General features: G+C 68.9%; 14 protein-coding genes. 1 reads left to right on the top strand and 13 read right to left on the bottom strand.

Going from position 1 to position 18,396, the window contains the following annotated elements; all coding sequences use genetic code 11:
* Positions 1–112 precede the first annotated feature (112 nt).
* The 11 genes from HMPREF3014_RS15930 to HMPREF3014_RS15880 all read right to left on the bottom strand — a co-directional run bounded on the left by HMPREF3014_RS15930 (position 113) and on the right by HMPREF3014_RS15880 (position 11,568).
* On the bottom strand, positions 113–2,455 hold the full coding sequence (locus HMPREF3014_RS15930) for an endonuclease/exonuclease/phosphatase family protein (protein WP_003453898.1): 2,343 nt from the start codon (positions 2,453–2,455) through the stop codon (positions 113–115).
* A 36-nt stretch (positions 2,456–2,491) separates the two neighbouring features.
* Positions 2,492–4,054 carry an alkaline phosphatase D family protein gene (locus HMPREF3014_RS15925; RefSeq protein WP_003110915.1) on the bottom strand — a complete coding sequence of 521 codons (1,563 nt, stop codon included), beginning with the start codon at positions 4,052–4,054 and terminating at the stop codon, positions 2,492–2,494.
* 251 nt (positions 4,055–4,305) lie between these two features.
* Positions 4,306–4,821, bottom strand: coding sequence for a ubiquinone anaerobic biosynthesis accessory factor UbiT (locus HMPREF3014_RS15920; RefSeq protein WP_003104247.1), 516 nt, complete (start codon positions 4,819–4,821; stop codon positions 4,306–4,308).
* Positions 4,815–5,705, bottom strand: coding sequence for a U32 family peptidase (locus tag HMPREF3014_RS15915; RefSeq protein WP_003110916.1), 891 nt, complete (start codon positions 5,703–5,705; stop codon positions 4,815–4,817). The genes HMPREF3014_RS15920 and HMPREF3014_RS15915 overlap by 7 nt, the downstream gene beginning before the upstream one ends.
* 11 nt (positions 5,706–5,716) lie before the next feature.
* Positions 5,717–6,712 carry a ubiquinone anaerobic biosynthesis protein UbiU gene (locus HMPREF3014_RS15910; protein WP_003093020.1) on the bottom strand — a complete coding sequence of 332 codons (996 nt, stop codon included), beginning with the start codon at positions 6,710–6,712 and terminating at the stop codon, positions 5,717–5,719.
* Between the two features lie 114 nt (positions 6,713–6,826).
* Entirely contained in the window at positions 6,827–8,050 is a 1,224-nt protein-coding gene (gene glp, locus HMPREF3014_RS15905) for a molybdopterin molybdotransferase MoeA (protein WP_014602522.1), read from the bottom strand.
* Complete coding sequence (gene moaB / locus HMPREF3014_RS15900; protein ID WP_003093023.1) at positions 8,047–8,604, bottom strand: molybdenum cofactor biosynthesis protein B; 558 nt, start codon at positions 8,602–8,604, stop codon at positions 8,047–8,049. Before moaB ends, glp begins: the two co-directional genes overlap by 4 nt.
* A gap of 101 nt (positions 8,605–8,705) precedes the next feature.
* Positions 8,706–9,158, bottom strand: coding sequence for a molybdopterin synthase catalytic subunit MoaE (moaE, locus tag HMPREF3014_RS15895; protein ID WP_003093025.1), 453 nt, complete (start codon positions 9,156–9,158; stop codon positions 8,706–8,708).
* 4 nt (positions 9,159–9,162) lie between these two features.
* Positions 9,163–9,414 (bottom strand): molybdopterin converting factor subunit 1, encoded by a 252-nt coding sequence (moaD, locus tag HMPREF3014_RS15890; protein WP_003093027.1) that lies wholly within the window; start codon positions 9,412–9,414, stop codon positions 9,163–9,165.
* Entirely contained in the window at positions 9,411–9,893 is a 483-nt protein-coding gene (moaC, locus tag HMPREF3014_RS15885; protein WP_003093030.1) for a cyclic pyranopterin monophosphate synthase MoaC, read from the bottom strand. The genes moaD and moaC overlap by 4 nt, the downstream gene beginning before the upstream one ends.
* Positions 9,894–10,176: 283 nt before the next feature.
* Positions 10,177–11,568: a PhoH family protein gene (locus HMPREF3014_RS15880; RefSeq protein WP_019371486.1), complete on the bottom strand. Its 1,392-nt coding sequence runs from the start codon at positions 11,566–11,568 to the stop codon at positions 10,177–10,179.
* A gap of 503 nt (positions 11,569–12,071) precedes the next feature.
* Here HMPREF3014_RS15880 and copA1 point away from each other — a divergent pair.
* Entirely contained in the window at positions 12,072–14,450 is a 2,379-nt protein-coding gene (gene copA1, locus HMPREF3014_RS15875; RefSeq protein ID WP_003103003.1) for a copper-translocating P-type ATPase CopA1, read from the top strand.
* Positions 14,451–14,481: 31 nt separating this feature from the next.
* Here copA1 and HMPREF3014_RS15870 read toward each other — a convergent pair whose 3' ends face one another.
* Both HMPREF3014_RS15870 and HMPREF3014_RS15865 read right to left on the bottom strand, forming a co-directional pair.
* Positions 14,482–17,202 carry a winged helix-turn-helix domain-containing protein gene (locus HMPREF3014_RS15870; RefSeq protein ID WP_003124089.1) on the bottom strand — a complete coding sequence of 907 codons (2,721 nt, stop codon included), beginning with the start codon at positions 17,200–17,202 and terminating at the stop codon, positions 14,482–14,484.
* A gap of 332 nt (positions 17,203–17,534) precedes the next feature.
* Positions 17,535–18,396: DUF1329 domain-containing protein (locus HMPREF3014_RS15865; RefSeq protein ID WP_141765726.1), on the bottom strand; the 862-nt coding region annotated here is incomplete at its 5' end.

The following is an 18,396-nucleotide window of genomic DNA, read 5'->3' as shown; positions in this document are numbered from 1 at the left end:
GGCGGATAACCGCAAGCGGTTATTCGCCCTACAGGCCCACGTGCCATGCAGAAAGGCCACCCTCGGGTGGCCTTTCTGCATGGCGACCAACGCCACGGGCGCTATCCGCTGCCTACCTGCGGTGCTTCTTCATCGCCACCCGGCGCAGGTCGATACCGATCACCACCGGGTCGTGGTCGGAGGCCCGGTACGGCTCGGCGTTGTACAGGCTGTCCTGCTGCCGAGGGGTCTTGAACTCGACGTTGTAGTCCAGCACCCGGGGCTCGTCGGCGTTGATGTGCCACTCCACCGCGCCGCGTACCTGGCGCGCCAGGCTGGCGTTAGCGAGGGCGTGGTCAAGGTAGCCGGACTGCCCGGAGAACACGTAGGAATAGCCCTTTCCTGCGCCCGCCTGACGCGCCACCAGGTCGGTGTAGCCGGCGCTGCGGATGACGTTCACCGGGTCTTCCTTGGCATAGGAATTGAGGTCGCCGATGATCAGGCGATCAGGCTCCTTGGCGCCCGTCGGATCGCCCGCCAGCCAGTCCACCAGGGCCTGGGCGGCGCGCGCCCGGGTCAGGTTGCAGTTGCCCTGGCCGTCGCCGGTGTCCGGGTCGCCGTCGCAGGCCGAGCCCTTCGACTTCAGGTGGTTCACCGCGATGGTCAGGCGTTCGCCGCCATTGATCTCCTGGAAGGTCTGGGCCAGGGTCGGACGGTTGCGGGTGTCGTCGAACTCCGGGTTCACCGAACTGTCGAGCACCGCCGCGGATCGATAGGTGCGGACCTTGTCGCCGCGATAGATCAGCCCCACGGCAATTTCGTCGCTGCCCAGCTTCGCCCGGTTCGGGTTGACGAAGGCATAGCGCTGGCCCTGGGGCAGGCTGGCGTTGAGGCCGTTGACCAGGTCGGCGATGGCGCTGAACTCGCCGTAGCCGTCGTTCTCGATCTCCATCAGGCCGACGATGTCCGCCTTCGAGGCGAGGATCGCCGCGACGATCTTCGCTTTCTGCCGTTGGAACTCCTCGGCCGTGTTGGCTCCGCGCGAGGTGGGGAAACCGCCGCCCTTGCCATCGCCGTTGAAGTAGTTGAGCACGTTGAAGCTGGCCACCCGCAGGCGCCCTTCCACCGCCGGCTGGGCCGGACGCGGATTGGCCGCCTCGAAGGTCGGCGTCTGCAACGGCTGGATACGGTAGCTGCCGGCCGAGTAGTCGAGCACGCCGTCGATGGCGCTGGTACGGTCGCCGACGCGCAGGCTGTTGTAGGCGCTCAGTTCCGGTGCCGGGTAGCGGATCGGGTCGGGGTTCTGCCCGCTGCGGCCGTCGTCGAGGAGAATCCGGTCGAGGTCGTTGCGCGCCTGCATGGCCTTGGCCTGTTCGCCGGGAGCCACCACGTTGGTCGGAGTCATCTGGCGGCCGCCGGAGGACAGCAGGACCTCGCCGTAGCGGCCGAGGTTGTAGACCTCGTTGACGGTCAGCGTCTGGCGGAGCTGCACGCGCATGCCTTCGTAGCGCTCCAGCGCATCGGCGCTGGCCAGCGGCAGGCTGATGCCGGCCGGCGTCGGCAAGGCCACGCCGCTCGCCAGGACGCTGACCTGCAGCGGCCCGACCAGTTCGGTGAGGCCGTTGAACTCGCGGACCTGGCCGGTCACCCGGACGCGGTCGCCGAGCTTGACGTCGCTGCCGTTGCCGCCGTCGTAGACGAAGATGCCTTCGGAGGTCGCCGGGTCGCCGTCCACCGTGGCATCTTCCTGCTGCACGTAGAAGCCCTTCAGCTCGCTGGCGTTCTGGAAGTCGCCGACCACCACGCCCTCGATGGCGACCCGCTGGTTCACCAGCGGACTTTCGGCGCCGGCGCCCTGCACCTCGTGGATCGGTCGCAGGCCGGCCTCCTCGCCGCCGCCGGGCTCACCAGCGCCATGCTGGCCGAGGTTGGCGAAGGTGTCGCGCGGGTAGCCCAGCCATTGCGCCGCCGGGTCGAAGGCGTCGCTGGGATCGCTGTCGCCGTCGCGGATGTCGGCCTTGCGCACCAGGCTCCGGTCGAGGGTCTGCACATCGCCGCTGCCCCAGGTCGTGCCGGGGTTGAAGCCGACCTGGCCGAGGCTGTCGAGGATCTCGCCGCCGCGCCGGCGCAGCAGCACCGCATCGTTGCCATTGAACCAGCTGCCTTCCACCCGCTGGCTGGCCAGCGCCAGCAACGCCGGGTCGGCCACGCCGTTGGCGAGGACGAAGGTCTTGCCCGGCGCCAGGCTGCCGCTCAGGTCGATGCTGCGGCCCGCCGCGCTGGCGCCGTTGAAATAGAACTCGACGCGGTAGGCGGAGAGGTCGAGGACCTGGCTGCCGCTGTTGTAGAACTCCAGCGCCTTGTTGTTGCCGCTGCCTTCGACATACTCGGAGATGATCAGCTCGGCGGCGTTGGCCACCGGCAGGCCCAGCAGGGCCAGGCCGCCCAGCAGGGCGGCGTTACGCAAGGGGTGCATCGGGATACTCCTTTATCGGAATGGGGTCGCCGCGGCTCAGGCGCCGTCGGGCTGCAGTTCCTGGGAAAACACCGGCTCGCCGTCGAGGTCGCGCAGGGTGACGGTGAGCGCGCGGCTTTGCGCATCGATCTCCACCTCGCCGAAGAACTGGTAGCCGGCGAAGGGGGAACTGTTCTGGACCAGCGGGGCCTTCTGGAACATCACCTGCGGGCCGAACGTGCCATCCAGCGCGTTGGGTCCGAAACTACCGGCATTGAGAGGCCCGGCGACGAACTCCCAGAACGGCGCGAAGTCCTTGAACGCGGCGCGCTCCGGGCTGTAGTGGTGGGCAGCGCAGTAATGCACGTCGGCGGTCAGCCAGACGGTGTTGCGCACCCCGGCGCGCTGGACGAAGCGCAGCAGGTCGGCGATCTCCAGCTCGCGGCCGAGGGCGGCGCCGTCATTGCCGTTGGCGATGGCCTCCCAGCGGTCGCGGCCCTGGGCGTCCTTGCCATCGGGCACGCAGAGGCCGATCGGCATGTCGGCGGCGATCACCTTCCACTGCGCACGCGAACCGCGCAACTCGCGCTTGAGCCATTGCAACTGCTCACGGCCGAGGAAATCGGTGGCGGCGCTGCGCCGCGCCTGCAGGTTGGCGCTGTTGCCGCCGCGGTAGCTGCGCATGTCGAGGACGAACACGTCGAGCAAAGGGCCGTAGGCGACCTTGCGGTAGATCCGCCCGTCGCGCCCCTGGCGCTGGAAGCGCAGCGGCGCGTATTCGAGGAACGCCTGGCGTGCACGGGCCGCCAGCACGTCGATGTCCTTCACCTGGTAGCGCTCGTCGAGCTGCTTGCTGGAGGACCAGTTGTTGGTGGTCTCGTGGTCGTCCCATTGCCAGATCTGCGGCACCTCGGCGTTGAAGCGGCGCAGGTTGTCGTCGAGCAGGTTGTAGCGGTAGTTGCCGCGGAACTCGTCGAGGGTCTCGGCGACCTTGCTCTTGGCCTCGGTCACCCGGTTGCGCCAGATGCGCCCGCTCTCGGTCTCGATGCGTTCGGGGATCGGCCCATCGGCATAGATGGTGTCGCCGCTGTGCAGGAAGAAATCCGGCTGGCGCCGGCGCATGGCTTCGTAGATACGCATGCCGCCGATATCCGGATTGATCCCGAAACCTTGCCCGCAGGTGTCGCCGCTCCAGACGAAACGGATATTGCGCGCCTCGCTCGGCGCACTGCGCAGGTGGCCGAACCAGGGCTTGCTCAGGCTGCCGTCGCGGGCATCCTCGAAGCGCACCCGGTAGAAGATCGACTGGTCGGCCGGCAGGCCACGCAGGTCGATGCGCGCGGTGTAGTCGAGGCGCTCGTCGGTGACCGGCGAGACCAGCCGACGCGGCTCGCTGAAGACGCTACGGGTGTCCCATTCGACGATCATCCGCGCCGGGCGGTCGGTGCGGCTCCAGACCAGCGCGCGGTCGCCCTGCACATCGCCGGATTGCACGCCATCGGTCAGCTTCGGCCGCGCCCTGGGCGAGGCGATCACCGCCGGCGCGCCCAGCGCCGGCAACAGCAGTCCAGCGCCCAGGCCTTGCACGACGCGGCGGCGCTTGAGGTCCATCCCACTCATACCGGAGTTCTCCGCAGGCTTCACGAAGGTCCGGTTTACCGGGGCAAGTTGACAGGGGCGTTACGGGGACAGACAGGCTATCCGTTTGGTCAGGGGAAACGCCCATTCGCTCCGCGCCGCCCATGCGGCAACGAACCGGGCGTTGCCTCGCTGAAAAGAGCTTCAGTGAGTTTCAGGCTTCAGGGAATACACCCAATCGGAGGGGCGCGCCCAGCGACATTGGCGTCGCTATACGCCCCTTTCCACCGACCTCAGCCGCCCCGCGCGCCCTGGACCGGCCCCTGGGGCGCCTCGCCGCGCTCCTCCTGCACTGCCCGCCCGGCCCGTTCCACGGCGTTCCACAACCAGGGCGGCAGGTGCTCCGGGTCGAGGCTGTCGAGGAGGTTCTTGACCGCCAGGCCCAGCTCGGTGTCGCCCTCGATCACCAGGCGGCGGCGGAAGAACAGGGTATCCGGGTCCTCATGCCGGCTGGCCAGCAGCAGGAAGTCGCGCCAGTCGCCACGGATGGTCACGCTGGCCCGTGGCCGTTCGACCAGGCGCAGGCCGCCGGGCACCCGGGTGACGCACCAGCCGACGCCGAGGTCCCTGACTTCCAGGCGCAGCCAGCGACCTTCCAGCAGGTCGAAGGCGCCCTCCTCCAGCGGCTGGGCGAACAGCCGGTTGGCGACCCGTTGCAGGACCAGGTGCTGGAGCCCGCGCGGAACCTTCGCCGCCAGCGGCAACAGGCGTCCGGCGACGCCGAGGAGCAGGCGTTGGCGGTTCAGCATAGCCCTGCCTCCTCTGCCCGCAGCATCCCCGGCCGGCCGTGCCAGTAGCCGTTGCAGCCTTCCACGGCGAGCGGCGGAGCGGCACCCTTGCGTACCCGGTCGAAGGCCGCGATCACCTCGGCCATGCCCTGCGCCCGAGGACTCAGGCGTAGCAGGTCAGCGCCGCTATGTTCCAGCGAGCGGTAGTCGGCCAGCAGGTTGCTGACCTTGCCGGACATGGTCTGGATGCCGTTGAGGGTGAACAGCGCCTCGCCCTCCTGGCTGAGCAGCGGGATACCTTCGGGATACTGCTGGCAGCAGAACTGGCAGTCGTCCTTGGGCCGGTTCTCCGCCCGCGCGGTGAAGCAGCGCGCCGAGTAGGCCAGCGGCAGGTGACCGTAGGCGAAGACCTCGGTCTGCAATTGCTCCAGGCCCAGCTGCGCAGCCTGGTCGAGCACCCCGCGCAGCAGCTTGCCGGAGACTTCCACCGGCGGAATCCAGCGGCGCATGCCCCAGGAATACAGTTCGGCCAGGGCATGACCGTTGTAGAGGTTCAGCGCCGGACCTCCGACAAAGGGCACGCCGCGCTGGCTGAGGTAATAGACGGCGGCCATGTCGTTGGCCTCAACTCGGAGTTCGCCGTTCTCGCATAGCCGGCGCAGGCTGGACAGCTCCGAAGCGGCCTCGATCAGCGCCAGCCCGGAGAGCACCAGCTCGGCACGGGTCGCCTGCGCCAGCTCGCGGGCCAGCGCCTGCCAATCGTTCAGGGACAGCGCCCGGCGCTTGGCGCAGACGGTCTCGCCGAGGTAGATGACGTCGAGCGGCTGGCCGGCCATCTCGGCGTAGAAATCGAATATCTGCCGCTTGTCCCAGTAGAACAGCAGCGGTCCCAGGCTCAGTTTCATCGCGGCGGTCCTCACTGCCAGGAACGGTGATAGGCGCCCAGGGTGGTCTGGTGCCCTTCGGAAAGTCCGGCCAGCGCGCGCTGCCATTGCGGCTGCACGCTATAGGCGCCCGGCGCGCTGGCGTAGCTGTCCAGCGCCTGGCGCCAGACCCGGGTGACCTGCTCGACGTAGGCCGGGCTGCGCTGGCGGCCTTCGATCTTCACCGCCGCCACGCCGATTTCCGCCAGTTGCGGGACCAGGTCCAGGGTGTTCAGGCTGGTCGGTTCCTCCAGCGCATGGAAGCGCTGGCCATTGACCAGGAAACGGCCCTTGCAGAGGGTCGGGTAGCCGGCCGCCTCGCCGGCGGCGTAGCGGTCGATGAGCACTTCGTTGAGGCGCGAGGTCAACCCCTCCGGTTCCTCGCTCCAGCGCACCGCCCTGGCCGGCGAACAGACGCCGCAGAGGTTCGGCGACTCGCCGGTGACGTAGGAGGACAGGTGGCAGCGGCCCTCGGCCATGATGCACAGGCTGCCGAAGGCGAACACCTCCACCGGCACCGGGCTACCGGCCGCCACCTGGCGTACCTGCGCCAGCGATAGCACGCGGGGCAGGACCGCGCGACGGATGCCGTAGCGTTCGTGATAGAGGGCCAGGGCCGCGGCATTGGTTGCCGAGCCCTGCACCGACAGATGCAGGTTGAGCCGCGGATGACGCTTCGCGGCATAGCCGAGCACCGCCACGTCGGCGGCGATCAACGCATCGACGCCGAGGTCGGCGGCCTGGTCCACCGCGCGCTGCCAGCGCTCCCAGCCCTGCGCGCTGGAATAGGTGTTGACCGCTACGTAGAGCTGCCGCCCGGCCTCGTGGACTCGCCGCAGGCCTTCCTGCAACTGGCGTTCGTCAAGGTTGAGGCCGGCGAAATGGCGGGCGTTGGTGTCGTCGCGGAAACCGACGTAGATGGCATCGGCGCCCTGTCGCAGGGCCGACTTCAAGGCGGGCAGGCTGCCCGCCGGACAGACCAGTTGCATGGGGTTGCTCCTCTGGCGAAAAACGCGCTCCGCGGCAGTGGGCAACCCCGGGGCACAGGCGCCACACTCTAGAAAGACGCTCCCGGTCGGCGCTTGACCGGGATCAAGAAGGCCTCAGGCCATCAGTGCGGAGAACGGCAGAAAGTCGATCGCATCACCCACGCCCAGGGTGGCGCCGCGCTCGATCACCGCCAGCCCGTCCGCCCAACTGGCGGCAAGCAGCATCGCCGAGCCCTGCTGCGGGTGGATTTCCACCCGCCCCCGCTCATCGAGCCGCGCCCGCAGGTACTGGCGACGCGCCCGCGGTTGCGGCCAGTCGAAGGCCGCCGGCAACGCCAGCGGCCGCGGCACTACGTCGAACAGTCCCTGCTGGCGAAGCAGGAACGGACGCGCCACCAGTAATGCGGTGACCAGCGCCGCCGCAGGGTTGCCGGGCAGCCCCAGCCAGGGCTTGCCGGCCACGGAGCCGAAGGCGAACGGCTTGCCCGGCTGGATCGCCAGGCGCCACAGGTTGACCTCGCCAAGCTCGGCGATGGCGCGCTTGAGGTGGTCTTCCTCGCCTACCGAGACACCGCCGCTGGTGACCAGCGCGTCCCATTCGGAGGCCGCCAGGCTGAGCGCATCGCGGCTGGCCACCAGTTCGTCGGCCAGCACTTCCTCGTCGTGCACCTCGAAGCCGAGACCGCGCAGCAAGGCGCCGATGCAGTAACGGTTGACGTTGTAGATCTGCCCGGCCAACAGTGTCTGGCCGGGCTCGCGCAATTCGTCGCCGCTGCTCAGCAGGCCGATGCGCAAGCGCCGACGCACCGAGACCGTGGCGACGCCGAGACTCGCCAGCAGGCCGAGTTCCTGCGGGCGCAAGCGCTGTCCGGCACGCAGCACCGGCGCGCCGCGACGCAACTCCTCGCCGCGCCGGCGCACATGCTGGCCGGCGCTCACCGGCGGCAACTGCACGCGCTCGCCGTCGACCACGCAGAGTTCCTGCGGCACCACGCAGTCGGCGCCGGTCGGCAGCGGCGCGCCGGTGAAGATCCGCGCCGCCTGGCCCAGCGGCAGGCTCATGCCGCGGGTGTCGCCGGCGGCGATCCGCGCGCCGACCGTCAGGCTGCCGCCGCTGCGCGGCAGGTCGGCGGAGCACAAGGCGTAGCCGTCCATCGCGCTGTTGTCCCAATGCGGCAGGTCCATCGGCGCCAGCAGGTCCTCGCCGAGCACTCGTCCCAGCGCCCGCTCCAGGGCCAGGCTCTCGCAGGCTGGCGGGCGCGGCGCGCGCGCCAGCAGTTCGGCCAGCGCCTCGTCGAGCGGGCGCAGTTGGCCGCCATCGCAGGCGCAAGCGCTCACGAGCGGCACCCGCAGCCGGCCACCGGCGCCACGGCTGGCGGGGTCTTCAGGTGCGGGACGAAATTGCACGGGCGGGTGCGGCTGTCCAGTTGCGCCAGGAGAATCTCGTTCCAGGCGGTGCGACAGGCGCCCGGCGAGCCGGGCAGGCAGCACACCAGGGTACCGTTGCTGAGCCCGGCCAGCGCCCGCGACTGGATGGTGGAAGTGCCGATCTCGCGCTGCGAGACCTGGCGGAACAGTTCGCCGAAGCCCTCGACATCGCGCTCGAACAGCGGCCCGACCGCCTGCGGGGTGTTGTCCCGCGCGGTGAAGCCGGTGCCGCCGGTGATCAGGCCGACCTGTACCTCGGGGTCGGCGATCCAGGCCGAGACCACCGCGCGGATCTGGTAGATGTCATCGGTCTTCAGGCTCCGCTGGTGCAGGCGATGACCGGCGGCCAGCAGCGCGTCGGCGAGGGTCTGGCCGGAAGTATCGGTTTCCAGGGTACGGGTGTCGCTGACGGTGAGGATGGCGATGTTCAGCGGCTGGAAGGTGGAGGTGGCCAGGTGGCTCATGGAAGGGGGTCCTAGGAACGGGCGATGCCTCAGCCTGAACCGCGGGCCCCCGGCTGGCTATTCCTCCGAAGAGGTAAGCCGGCGGCGCGAGGAGGTAGACGTCACTCCTCCCAGCGCTGCGCGGCGGCCTGGTCGCTGCAGCGGCCTTCGACCCAGCGCGGGCCTTCGGCGGTGTCTTCCTTCTTCCAGAACGGCGCGCGGGTCTTCAGGTAGTCCATGACGAAGTTGCAGGCGTCGAACGCCGCCTGCCGGTGGGCGCTGGCGCAACCGACGAAGACGATCGGCTCGCCCGGCTCCAGGCGGCCGATGCGGTGGAGGATCTCCAGGCGCAGCAGCGGCCAGCGCTGCCCGGCCTCGGCGGCGATCTTGCCGAGGGCCTTCTCGGTCATGCCCGGATAATGTTCGAGGAACATCCCGCCGACCTCGCGACCGTCGTTGAAGTCGCGCACGTAGCCGACGAAGCCGACCACCGCGCCGATGCCGACGTTCTGCGCATGCAGGGCGTTAAGCTCCTGCCCCGGATCGAAAGCTGCCTGCTGGACGCGGATGGCCATGGGTTCAACCTCCGGTGACGGTGGGGAAGAAGGCGACTTCGTCGCCGTCCTGCAACGGCTCGTCGAGGCCGCACAGTTCCTGATTGCGCGCGCACATCAGGTTCTGCTCGCCGAGGGTACGCTCCCAGGCCCCGCCGCGCTCCACCAGGAGCTGGCGCAAGGCGCCGAGGGTCGCCAGCCCGGCGTCCCAGTTCAACTGCTCGCCGTCGATGCCTAGGGCTTCGCGGTAACGGGCGAAATACTGCACGCGGATCATGCCTGCCCTTCCTCCTCTTTGCGGTAGTGGCCGCTCTTGCCGCCGAGCTTCTCCAGCAACTGGACCTGCTCGATGACCATCCCGCGGTCCACCGCCTTGCACATGTCGTAGATGGTCAGGGCCGCGACGCTGGCGGCGGTGAGCGCCTCCATCTCCACGCCGGTCTGCCCGGCCAGCCGGCAACGCGCGCGGATGCGCACGGCGTCCGGCGCCTCGGCCTGCAGTTCGAGCTTGACGCTGGTGAGCAGCAGCGGATGGCACAGCGGGATCAGTTCGTGGGTGCGCTTGGCCGCCTGGATGCCGGCGATCCGCGCCACGGCGAAGACGTCGCCCTTGGGATGGCCGCCGTCCTGGATCAGTTGCAGGGTTTCCGGGCGCATGCGCACCACGGCCTCGGCCGTGGCTTCACGGGAGGTCACGGCCTTTTCCGTGACGTCGACCATGTTGGCGCGGCCCTGGGAATCGAGATGGGTCAGCACGTGGGTGCTCCTGGAAGAGGATACTGGCCAGTCATTGTAAGCCCTGGAGGGCATGACGCGATGCCTGGGGGAGGTTCGGAAGGGGGATGATTGTATACATAAAGAGGTAGGGCAGGCCGGCGCAAAGCGCCTCATCCCGATCGGGTAACGATGCGGGCCCGGTCCCCGGACCGGACCGGGCCTGGCCTGGCCTGGCCTGGCCTGGCCTGGCCTGGCAGGATGTATATCCCGCCCGGCTTTTTCAACCGGGCGGGATATCGGCCGGCGATTGCCGCCGGCTACCTCACATGTGCGCCTCGGCGTACTCCGCCAGCACCGAGCGCGGCACCCCTTGCAGGGTCACGTGCACGCCGTGGGGGAAGTCCTTGAAGCGTTCGGTGAGGTAGGTCAGGCCGGAGCTGGTGGCGGACAGGTAGGGCGTGTCGATCTGCGCCAGGTTGCCCAGGCAGATCACCTTCGAACCGCTGCCGGCGCGGGTGATGATGGTCTTCATCTGGTGCGGCGTGAGGTTCTGGCATTCGTCGATGAGGATCAGGCTCTGCTGGAAGCTGCGACCGCGGATGTAGTTCAGCGACTTGAACTGCAACGGCACCTTGCTGAGGATGTAGTCGACGCTGCCGTGGGTGCATTCGTCGTCCATGTGCAGCGCTTCGAGGTTGTCGGTGATGGCGCCGAGCCAGGGCTCCATCTTTTCCGCCTCGGTGCCGGGCAGGAAGCCGATGTCCTCGTCCAGGCCCTGCACGCTGCGGGTGGCGATGATGCGCCGGTAGCGCTTGCTGACCATGGTCTGCTCGATGGCCGCGGCGAGCGCCAGGATGGTCTTGCCGGAACCGGCGGCACCGGACAGGTTGACCAGGTGGATGTCCGGGTCGAGCAGCGCGTACAGCGCCAGCGACTGGTACACGTCGCGTGGCCGCAGGCCCCAGGCTTCCTGGTGCAGGAGCGGCTCCTGGTGCAGGTCGAGGATGGTCAGCTCGTCCTCCTGGATGCCCTTGATCCAGCCGACGAAGCCCTGTTCGTCGACGATGAACTCGTTGATGTGCACCGCCGGCAGGTTGTCGGTGAGCTGCACGCGATGCCAGGTACGGCCGTGATCCTGGCGGGTCTCGACCTTGCTCACGCGGTCCCAGAAAGAGCCAGCGAGGGAATGGTAGCCGCGCGACAGCAGGGCCACGTCGTCGATCAACTGGTCGGTGTGGTAGTCCTCCGCGTCCACCCCGCAGGCGCGCGCCTTCAGGCGCATGTTGATGTCCTTGGTCACCAGCACCACGCGTACGCCGCTGTGGCGGCTCTTCAGCTCGACCAACTGGTTGATGATCTTGTTGTCGTTGAGGTGCTCCGGCAGCCAGGTGATGGGCTCGGCACGCTTGCTCATGAGGATCGACAGGCTGCCGCTGGGGCCGTTCTTGCCACGCTGGATCGGTACCCCTCCCTCTACCTGCTCGGGCGTGGCCTCGCCGAGTACCTGGTCGATCAGGCGGATGGCCTGGCGGCACTCGGCGGCGATGGTGTGCTTTCCGGTCTTCAGCTTGTCCAGCTCTTCGAGCACCGTCATCGGGATCGCGACGCGGTGTTCCTGGAAGTTCAACAGGGCATTCGGATCGTGGATCAGGACATTGGTATCGAGGACGTACAGGGTGGGCTGGGTGGGGCGGGAACGTCCGTGGTCATCCATACGCGATCACCTTCTGCTAAGGGCCTGGCGACGGAATGCCGGGTCGGCGCTCCGCCGGGGGGCGAGCCGCCTTCTCTCTTCCGGTGGGGAGAGCCTGACAGCAGAGGTGAGGGCCGGGGCCGCCACCTGTGCTGCAGGGTTCGGCGGTCTACGGTTCCACAAATACCGCAAAAAATATGACGGTAAAAAGTACTTTTCGTCATCAGCAGGTTTTTTTTCCGCAAGCGACGAAATACCTTGGCGCAGCCCTTCGCGAGGTCTAGTGTTATCGGTCCCACCCCTGTGAAAACCCTCCGCTTTTCCGTGCCGCAACGGTTTTCCAGCGCCATTCCCCCTCCCCCCTGCCCCTGCGACATAAAGCCGCCACTGCGCCCTGCGCCGCCTTCCTGTATGAATCCGGGGCTTGACCTTGACACGATGTCAAGGCTGAACCTGGCGACAGATCTCACCGGCGCCTCCCAGGGCGCCTGCGGTGCCACTTCTGTCCATTCCAAGGAGGACTCATGAACAGCGCCACGCTAACCGAGCTCGATCTGCCGGTCAGCGGCATGACTTGCGCGTCCTGCGCCGGCCGTGTCGAACGAGCCCTGAAGAAAGTGCCCGGGGTCGCGGCCGCCTCGGTCAACCTGGCCAGCGAGCAGGCCCGCGTACAGGCCCCGGCGGACAGCCTGCCGGCCCTGGTGGCGGCGGTCGAGCAGGCCGGCTACCAGGTTCCGGCGCGCAGCCTGGAACTGTCCATCGAGGGCATGACCTGCGCCAGTTGCGTCGGCCGGGTCGAGCGGGCGCTGAAGAAGGTGCCCGGCGTACGCGAGGTCAGCGTCAACCTGGCCAGCGAGCGCGCCCACCTCGAGCTGCTCGGCGCCGTGGACAGCCAGGCCTTGCTACAGGCGGTGGAACAGGCCGGCTACAAGGCCCGCCTGCTCGACGCGGGGCAACCACGCCAGGACGATGCCGAGCGCCGCCTGCGCCGCGAACGCTGGTGGGTGATCGCCGCGCTGTTGCTGGCGTTGCCGCTGGTGCTGCCGATGCTGGTGGAATGGGCCGGCCTGCACTGGATGCTGCCGCCGTGGGCGCAGTTCCTCCTGGCGACCCCGGTGCAGTTCGTCATCGGCGCGCGCTTCTATGTCTCCGCCTGGCGCGCGGTGAAGGCCGGTGCCGGCAATATGGACCTGCTGGTCGCCCTCGGCACCAGCGCCGGCTACGGCCTCAGCGTCTACCTCTGGCTGACCGCCCCGCCCGGCCACATGCCGCACCTCTACTTCGAAGCCTCCACCGTGGTGATCGCCCTGATCCTCCTCGGCAAGTACCTGGAAAGCCGCGCCAAGCGCCAGACCGCCAGCGCCATCCGCGCCCTCGAGGCGTTGCGCCCGGAGCGCGCGGTGCGCCTGCGCGACGGTCGCGAGGAAGAGGTGGCGATCGCCGAGTTGCGCCTCGGCGACGAGGTGGTGGTGCGTCCCGGCGAACGCTTCCCGGTGGACGGCGAGGTGCTCGACGGCAGTAGCCACGCCGACGAGGCGCTGATCACCGGCGAGAGCCTGCCGGTGCCCAAGGCTCCCGGCGACAAGGTCACCGGCGGCGCGATCAACGGCGAAGGCCGCCTGCTCCTGCGCACCACTGCGCTCGGCGGGGAAACGGTGCTGGCGAAGATCATCCGCCTGGTGGAAGACGCCCAGGCCGCCAAGGCGCCGATCCAGAAGCTGGTGGACAAGGTCAGCCAGGTCTTCGTCCCGGTGGTGATCCTCATCGCGCTGGTCACCCTCGGCGCCTGGCTGGTCGCCGGGGTCGGCCTGGAGCAGGCCCTGGTTAACGCCGTGGCGGTGCTGGTGATCGCCTGCCCCTGCGCCCTCGGCCTGGCCACCCCGACCGCGATCATGGCCGGCACCGGCGTGGCCGCGCGCCACGGCATCCTGATCAAGGACGCCGAGTCCCTGGAAGTCGCCCATGCGGTCACCAGCGTGGCCTTCGACAAGACCGGCACCCTGACCTCCGGGCGGCCGCAGATCATCCACCTCGGCGGCGACGACCCGGAGCAACTGCTCAGGCTCGCCGGCGCCCTGCAACGCGGCAGCGAGCACCCGCTGGCCAAGGCCGTGCTCGAGCGCTGCGCCGAGCGCGACCTGGAGGTTCCGCCGGTGAACGCCAGCCAGGCCCTCAGCGGTCGCGGCATCCAGGGCGAGGTCGAGGGTCGCCGGCTGGCCCTGGGCAACCGCCGCCTGCTCGACGAGCAGGAACTCAAGCCCGGCGCGCTGGCGAGTGCCGCCGCGGACTGGGAGGCCGAGGGCCGCACCCTGTCCTGGCTGCTGGAACTGGCTCCGGAGAAACGCGTGCTCGGCCTGTTCGCCTTCGGCGACAGCCTCAAGGACGGCGCCGCCGAAGCGGTGGAGGCCCTGCGCGGACGGGATATCCACAGCCACCTGATCACCGGCGACAACCGCGGCAGCGCGGCGGTGGTGGCCAAGGCCCTGGGCATCGACGACGTACACGCGGAAGTGCTGCCGGCGGACAAGGCCGCCACGGTCGCCGAGCTGAAAGGCCGGGGCCGGGTGGTGGCGATGGTCGGCGACGGCATCAACGACGCCCCGGCGCTGGCCGCCGCCGACGTCGGCATCGCCATGGGTGGCGGCACCGACGTGGCCATGCACGCCGCCGGCATCACCCTGATGCGCGGCGACCCGCGCCTGGTGCCGGCGGCGCTGGACATCTCGCGGCGGACCTACGCGAAGATCCGCCAGAACCTGTTCTGGGCCTTCATCTACAACGTGATCGGCATCCCGCTGGCGGCCTTCGGCCTGCTCAACCCGATGGTGGCGGGCGCAGCGATGGCCTTCTCCAGCGTCAGCGTGGTCGGCAACGCCCTGCTCCTGCGACGCTGGAAGCCCTGAGCCAGCACGCCAGGCACATGGGGTGGCGCGCCTAGCGCAACAACCCCATGTGCTTGGCCCGCGCCACCGCCTGGGTGCGACGCTCGACGCCGAGCTTGTCGTTGATATGGCGGGCGTGGCTCTTCACCGTATGCAGCGAGATGAACAGCCGCTCGCTGATCTCCTGGTTGGACAACCCCTGGGCGATCAGCTCCAGCACCGCCAGTTCGCGCCCGCTGAGCACCTCGCCCGCACCGCCCGCGGGCTCGGCGGGCGGCTCCGGCAACAGCGCGCGCATGCGCTGGGCGCCGGGACAGGCAGGGAAGCGCTGCAACTGTTCGCGCAACCATTCCGGCTGCTGCACGAGCAATTCGTGGAGCGGCAGCAAGGCTCCGCCGACTGCGCCCTCCATGGCCTGTTGCAGGGTCGCCAGCGCCTCGCGCTCGCGGCCCTGCTCCAGGTGCAGCGCAGCCAGTTGGCCGAGGGCCAGGCGAGCCGGCAATAACGCGCCGTTCTCCCGCGTCGAGCGGGCCAGCCGGTCCAGGCGCCGGGCGGCTTCCTCCGGGCGTCCTTCGCGGCGCTCCAGGCCGGCCTGGAGCAACTCCACATGCAGCGGCAGCAGCGGACTGCATTCCGGCGGCGTGGCCGCCTGCCCGCCGTAGGTGCCGCCCAGGCGCTGTAGCCAGACGCCGGCCAGTTCGGTCTGGCCCTGGGCCAGCCAGAGTTCGCACTTGATCAGGGTGATCGCCGCCAGGTAGTAGATCGGCGGGATATCCCAGGCATGCATCAACCGCTCGACGTCGCCAAGCCGGGCGAACGCCGCCGCGTAGTTGCCCAGGCGCCCTTCCAGGCTGGCCAGGACGCAATAGCCGATCACCAGGCTGACATCCCGGCAGCTGCGGGTTTCCTCGATTCCCTGCTTGATCCACTTGCGCGCTTCGTCCGGCTGCAGCGCCAGGCTGCGCAGGTAGCCGCGGTACAGCAGGAGCCGCCCGCGCACCGCGTAGCGGCGTTGCGCCGGCAGGTGCTGGAGGCGTTCCAGGCCCTGGCGCACCTCCTCCTCGGCGCGCGCCACCTCGCCGCGCGCCTGGAGGACGCGGGCGCGGTCGTAATGGACCAGTGCCTCGAACAGCGGGTTGCCGTAGCGCTGGGCGAACTCCAGGGCGTCGCGGTTGTAGTTGCGCGCCTGCCAGAAGTCGCCACGGGTCACCGCCAGGTTGCTCAGCGTCGACAGGCATTGCAGGCGGGTGCCATAGCGCTCCCCGGCGAGGTCCTGCAAGGCCTCGCGGCAGTGCGCCTCGGCCTTGTCGATATCGCCGCGGCCGCGCGCGATCACCCCGCTCAGGGCCTGCCACTGGGCCAGCAGGTCGCGCTGCGCGGACTCGTCCGGCGCCGGCAGGAAACGCGCCAGTTGGCCGGCCAGTTCTTCCGCGGCATCCAGCTGGCAGGCCAGCGCCAGCGCCCAGCCGTACAGCAGGATCAGGCGCGGCGTGCTCGCCAGGAGGCTGTCCGGCAGGTCCATCTTCCAGCGCAGCAGGGTGGCGATGTTCTGCTCCGCCAGCAGTTGCTCTTCCGACAGGTTCTGCACCAGGCTCGCCGCCACGTCCGGCTGGCCGGCGCGCAGCGCCTGCTCCACCGCCTGGTCGAGCAGGCCATGGCGGCTGAACCAGCCGCAGGCGCGCAGGTGCAGGGAGCCGGCGGACGGACCGAAGTCGGGCAAGGGACGCGCCAGCAGCAGGTCGGAGAACAGGTGGTGGTAGCGGAACCACTGGCCGTTTTCGTCCAGCGGCACGAGGAAGACCTGGTGCTGCTGCAGGTGGTCGAGGATCGCCGCGCTGTCGCCGGCCTCGCGCACGGTATCGCAGAGCTCGGCGCAGAAGCGCTCGAAGCGCGCGGTCTGGGCGAGGAACGCCTGGACCTCGGGCGGCTGCCGCTCGATCACCTCCTCCAGCAGGTAGTCGCGGATCAGTTCGTCGGCGCCGTGTACCCCGGGGCTGACCTGCTCCTCTGGATCGCCGCGCGCCAGCAGCCAGAGGCGCAGCCCGGCGACCCAGCCTTCGCTGCGCTCGAGCAGCGCGTCCAGCGCGTCCTCGTCGAGTTCGAGGCCGCTGGCGGCCATCAGCGCCCCGCTCTCCTCGGCGGTCAGGCGCAGGTCCTGTTCGCTGAGTTCGAGCAATTGCCGCGACAGGCGCAGGCGCGCCAGGTGCCAGTCCGGCCGCTGCCGGCTGGTGACCAACAGCACCAGGCCCTCGGGCAGGTGATTGAGGAGGAATTGCAGGCAACGGTCGAGCACCGCGCCCTGGGCCAGGTGGTAATCGTCCAGCACCAGTAGCAGGGGACGCTGCGGGTCCAGGCAGGGGGCGAGTTCGTCGAGCAGGTCGTCGAGCCAGGTCTCGAAGGCGAACGGCTGGTGACGCTGGCGCATCTTCAGCAGGCCGAGGGCCTCTTCGCCCAGGGTCGGGTGGTACTGTCGCAAGCCATCGAGCAGGCGTTCGAGGAAACGTCCGGGATCGCTCTCGCGGCTGCTCAGTCCCAGCCAGAGGCTCTGCCAGCGCGGATCGAGGCTTTCGCAGAACTCGATGGCCAGGGAACTCTTGCCGAATCCGGCGGGCGCGGCGATCAGCAGCAGGCGACCGTCCAGTCCGTCGCGCAGTCGACGGCAAAGACGCGGGCGCGCCACATGGGCCGACGGCAGCGGGGGGCGGAAAAAGCGGTTGGCCGTCGGCAGGACGGCGGATGGAGTGCCCGAGAAGGTGCGCGAGAAGTCAGTCATCACCCGGTTTCTTGGTTTATGTATGGGGCGTGAACGCTCCGGAGACTAACCACAAGTGATGGCTATTTGAAGCACTATCCATCGGCTCGGACGAAATAGCGCACCGGCGCTTCAGCTCGATAACCAAGGAAAGACCGGTTTCCCGGCGCGGTCCAGGCGCGGCAAACGTTTCCCGGCCACACAGGTGCCCGCCGGGAGGATGGCGACGACGGAATCCGCGGGCGAGGCGGGAAAACACTTTGTAATGAATTGACGGCCGGAGCGGCACGCCGCCCGCGAAAACGAAGAAACCGGCACAAGGCCGGTTTCTTCGTGGCTAGGAACGCCGTTTCTCAGCGTACCCCTTCCTGGCGCAGCGCCGCCGGGGTGTAGTCGCTTTCCGAAGCGCTGTAGTTGAAGTCGTAGGCCTGTTTCTCCTCGTTCTTCATGCCCAGCGCCAGGTAGCGGCCGGAGAGCAGGTCGTAGAGGGTTTCCACCGCGTACCAGGGCACCTGCTTGTCGTAGTACTGCTCGGCATGCGCCTCGGCCACGCGCCACAGGGTGCCGCGACCGTCGTAATGGTCGATCTCGGCGGCCTGCCAGGTGTCCTCGTCGATGTAGAAGTCACGCTTGGCGTAGATGTGCCGCTCGCCCGGCTTCAGGGTCGCGACCACATGCCAGACGCGGTGCAGCTCGTAGCGGGTCAGGTCCTGGTTGATGTGGCCGGCCTTGACGATTTCGCTGTACTTGATCTTCGGATCGTCGAGCTTGTAGCTGTTGTAAGGAATGTAGATTTCCTTCTTGCCTTCCAGCTTCCAGTCGTAGCGGTCCGGCGCACCGTTGTACATGTCGAAGTTGTCCGAGGTGCGCAGGCCGTCGGCGGCGGTGCCAGGACCGTCGTAGGACACCTGCGGAGCCCGCCGCACGCGGCGCTGGCCGGCGTTGTAGAGCCACGCCAGGCGCGGCTCCTTGACCTGGTTGAGGGTCTCGTGGACCAGCAGCACGTTACCGGCCAGGCGCGAGGGCGCGGTGACCCGCTGCTTGAAGTAGAACAGCACGTTGCTCGGCTTGTTCGGGTTGTAGTCCTTCAGGTTGGTACGGAAGGTGAAGGCATCCTGGAAGTAGACCAGCTGGTAGGAGCCGTTGACCTGCGGAGTGGCCTGGGTCACCAGGCGCCGGACGCTGCCGCCGCGGTAGCGGGTGATGTGGTTCCAG

It is taken from the genome of Pseudomonas sp. HMSC065H01 (genome assembly GCF_001815235.1).
Classification (GTDB): Bacteria; Pseudomonadota; Gammaproteobacteria; order Pseudomonadales; family Pseudomonadaceae; genus Pseudomonas; species Pseudomonas aeruginosa.
This window is presented reverse-complemented; position numbering and strand designations above follow the sequence as displayed.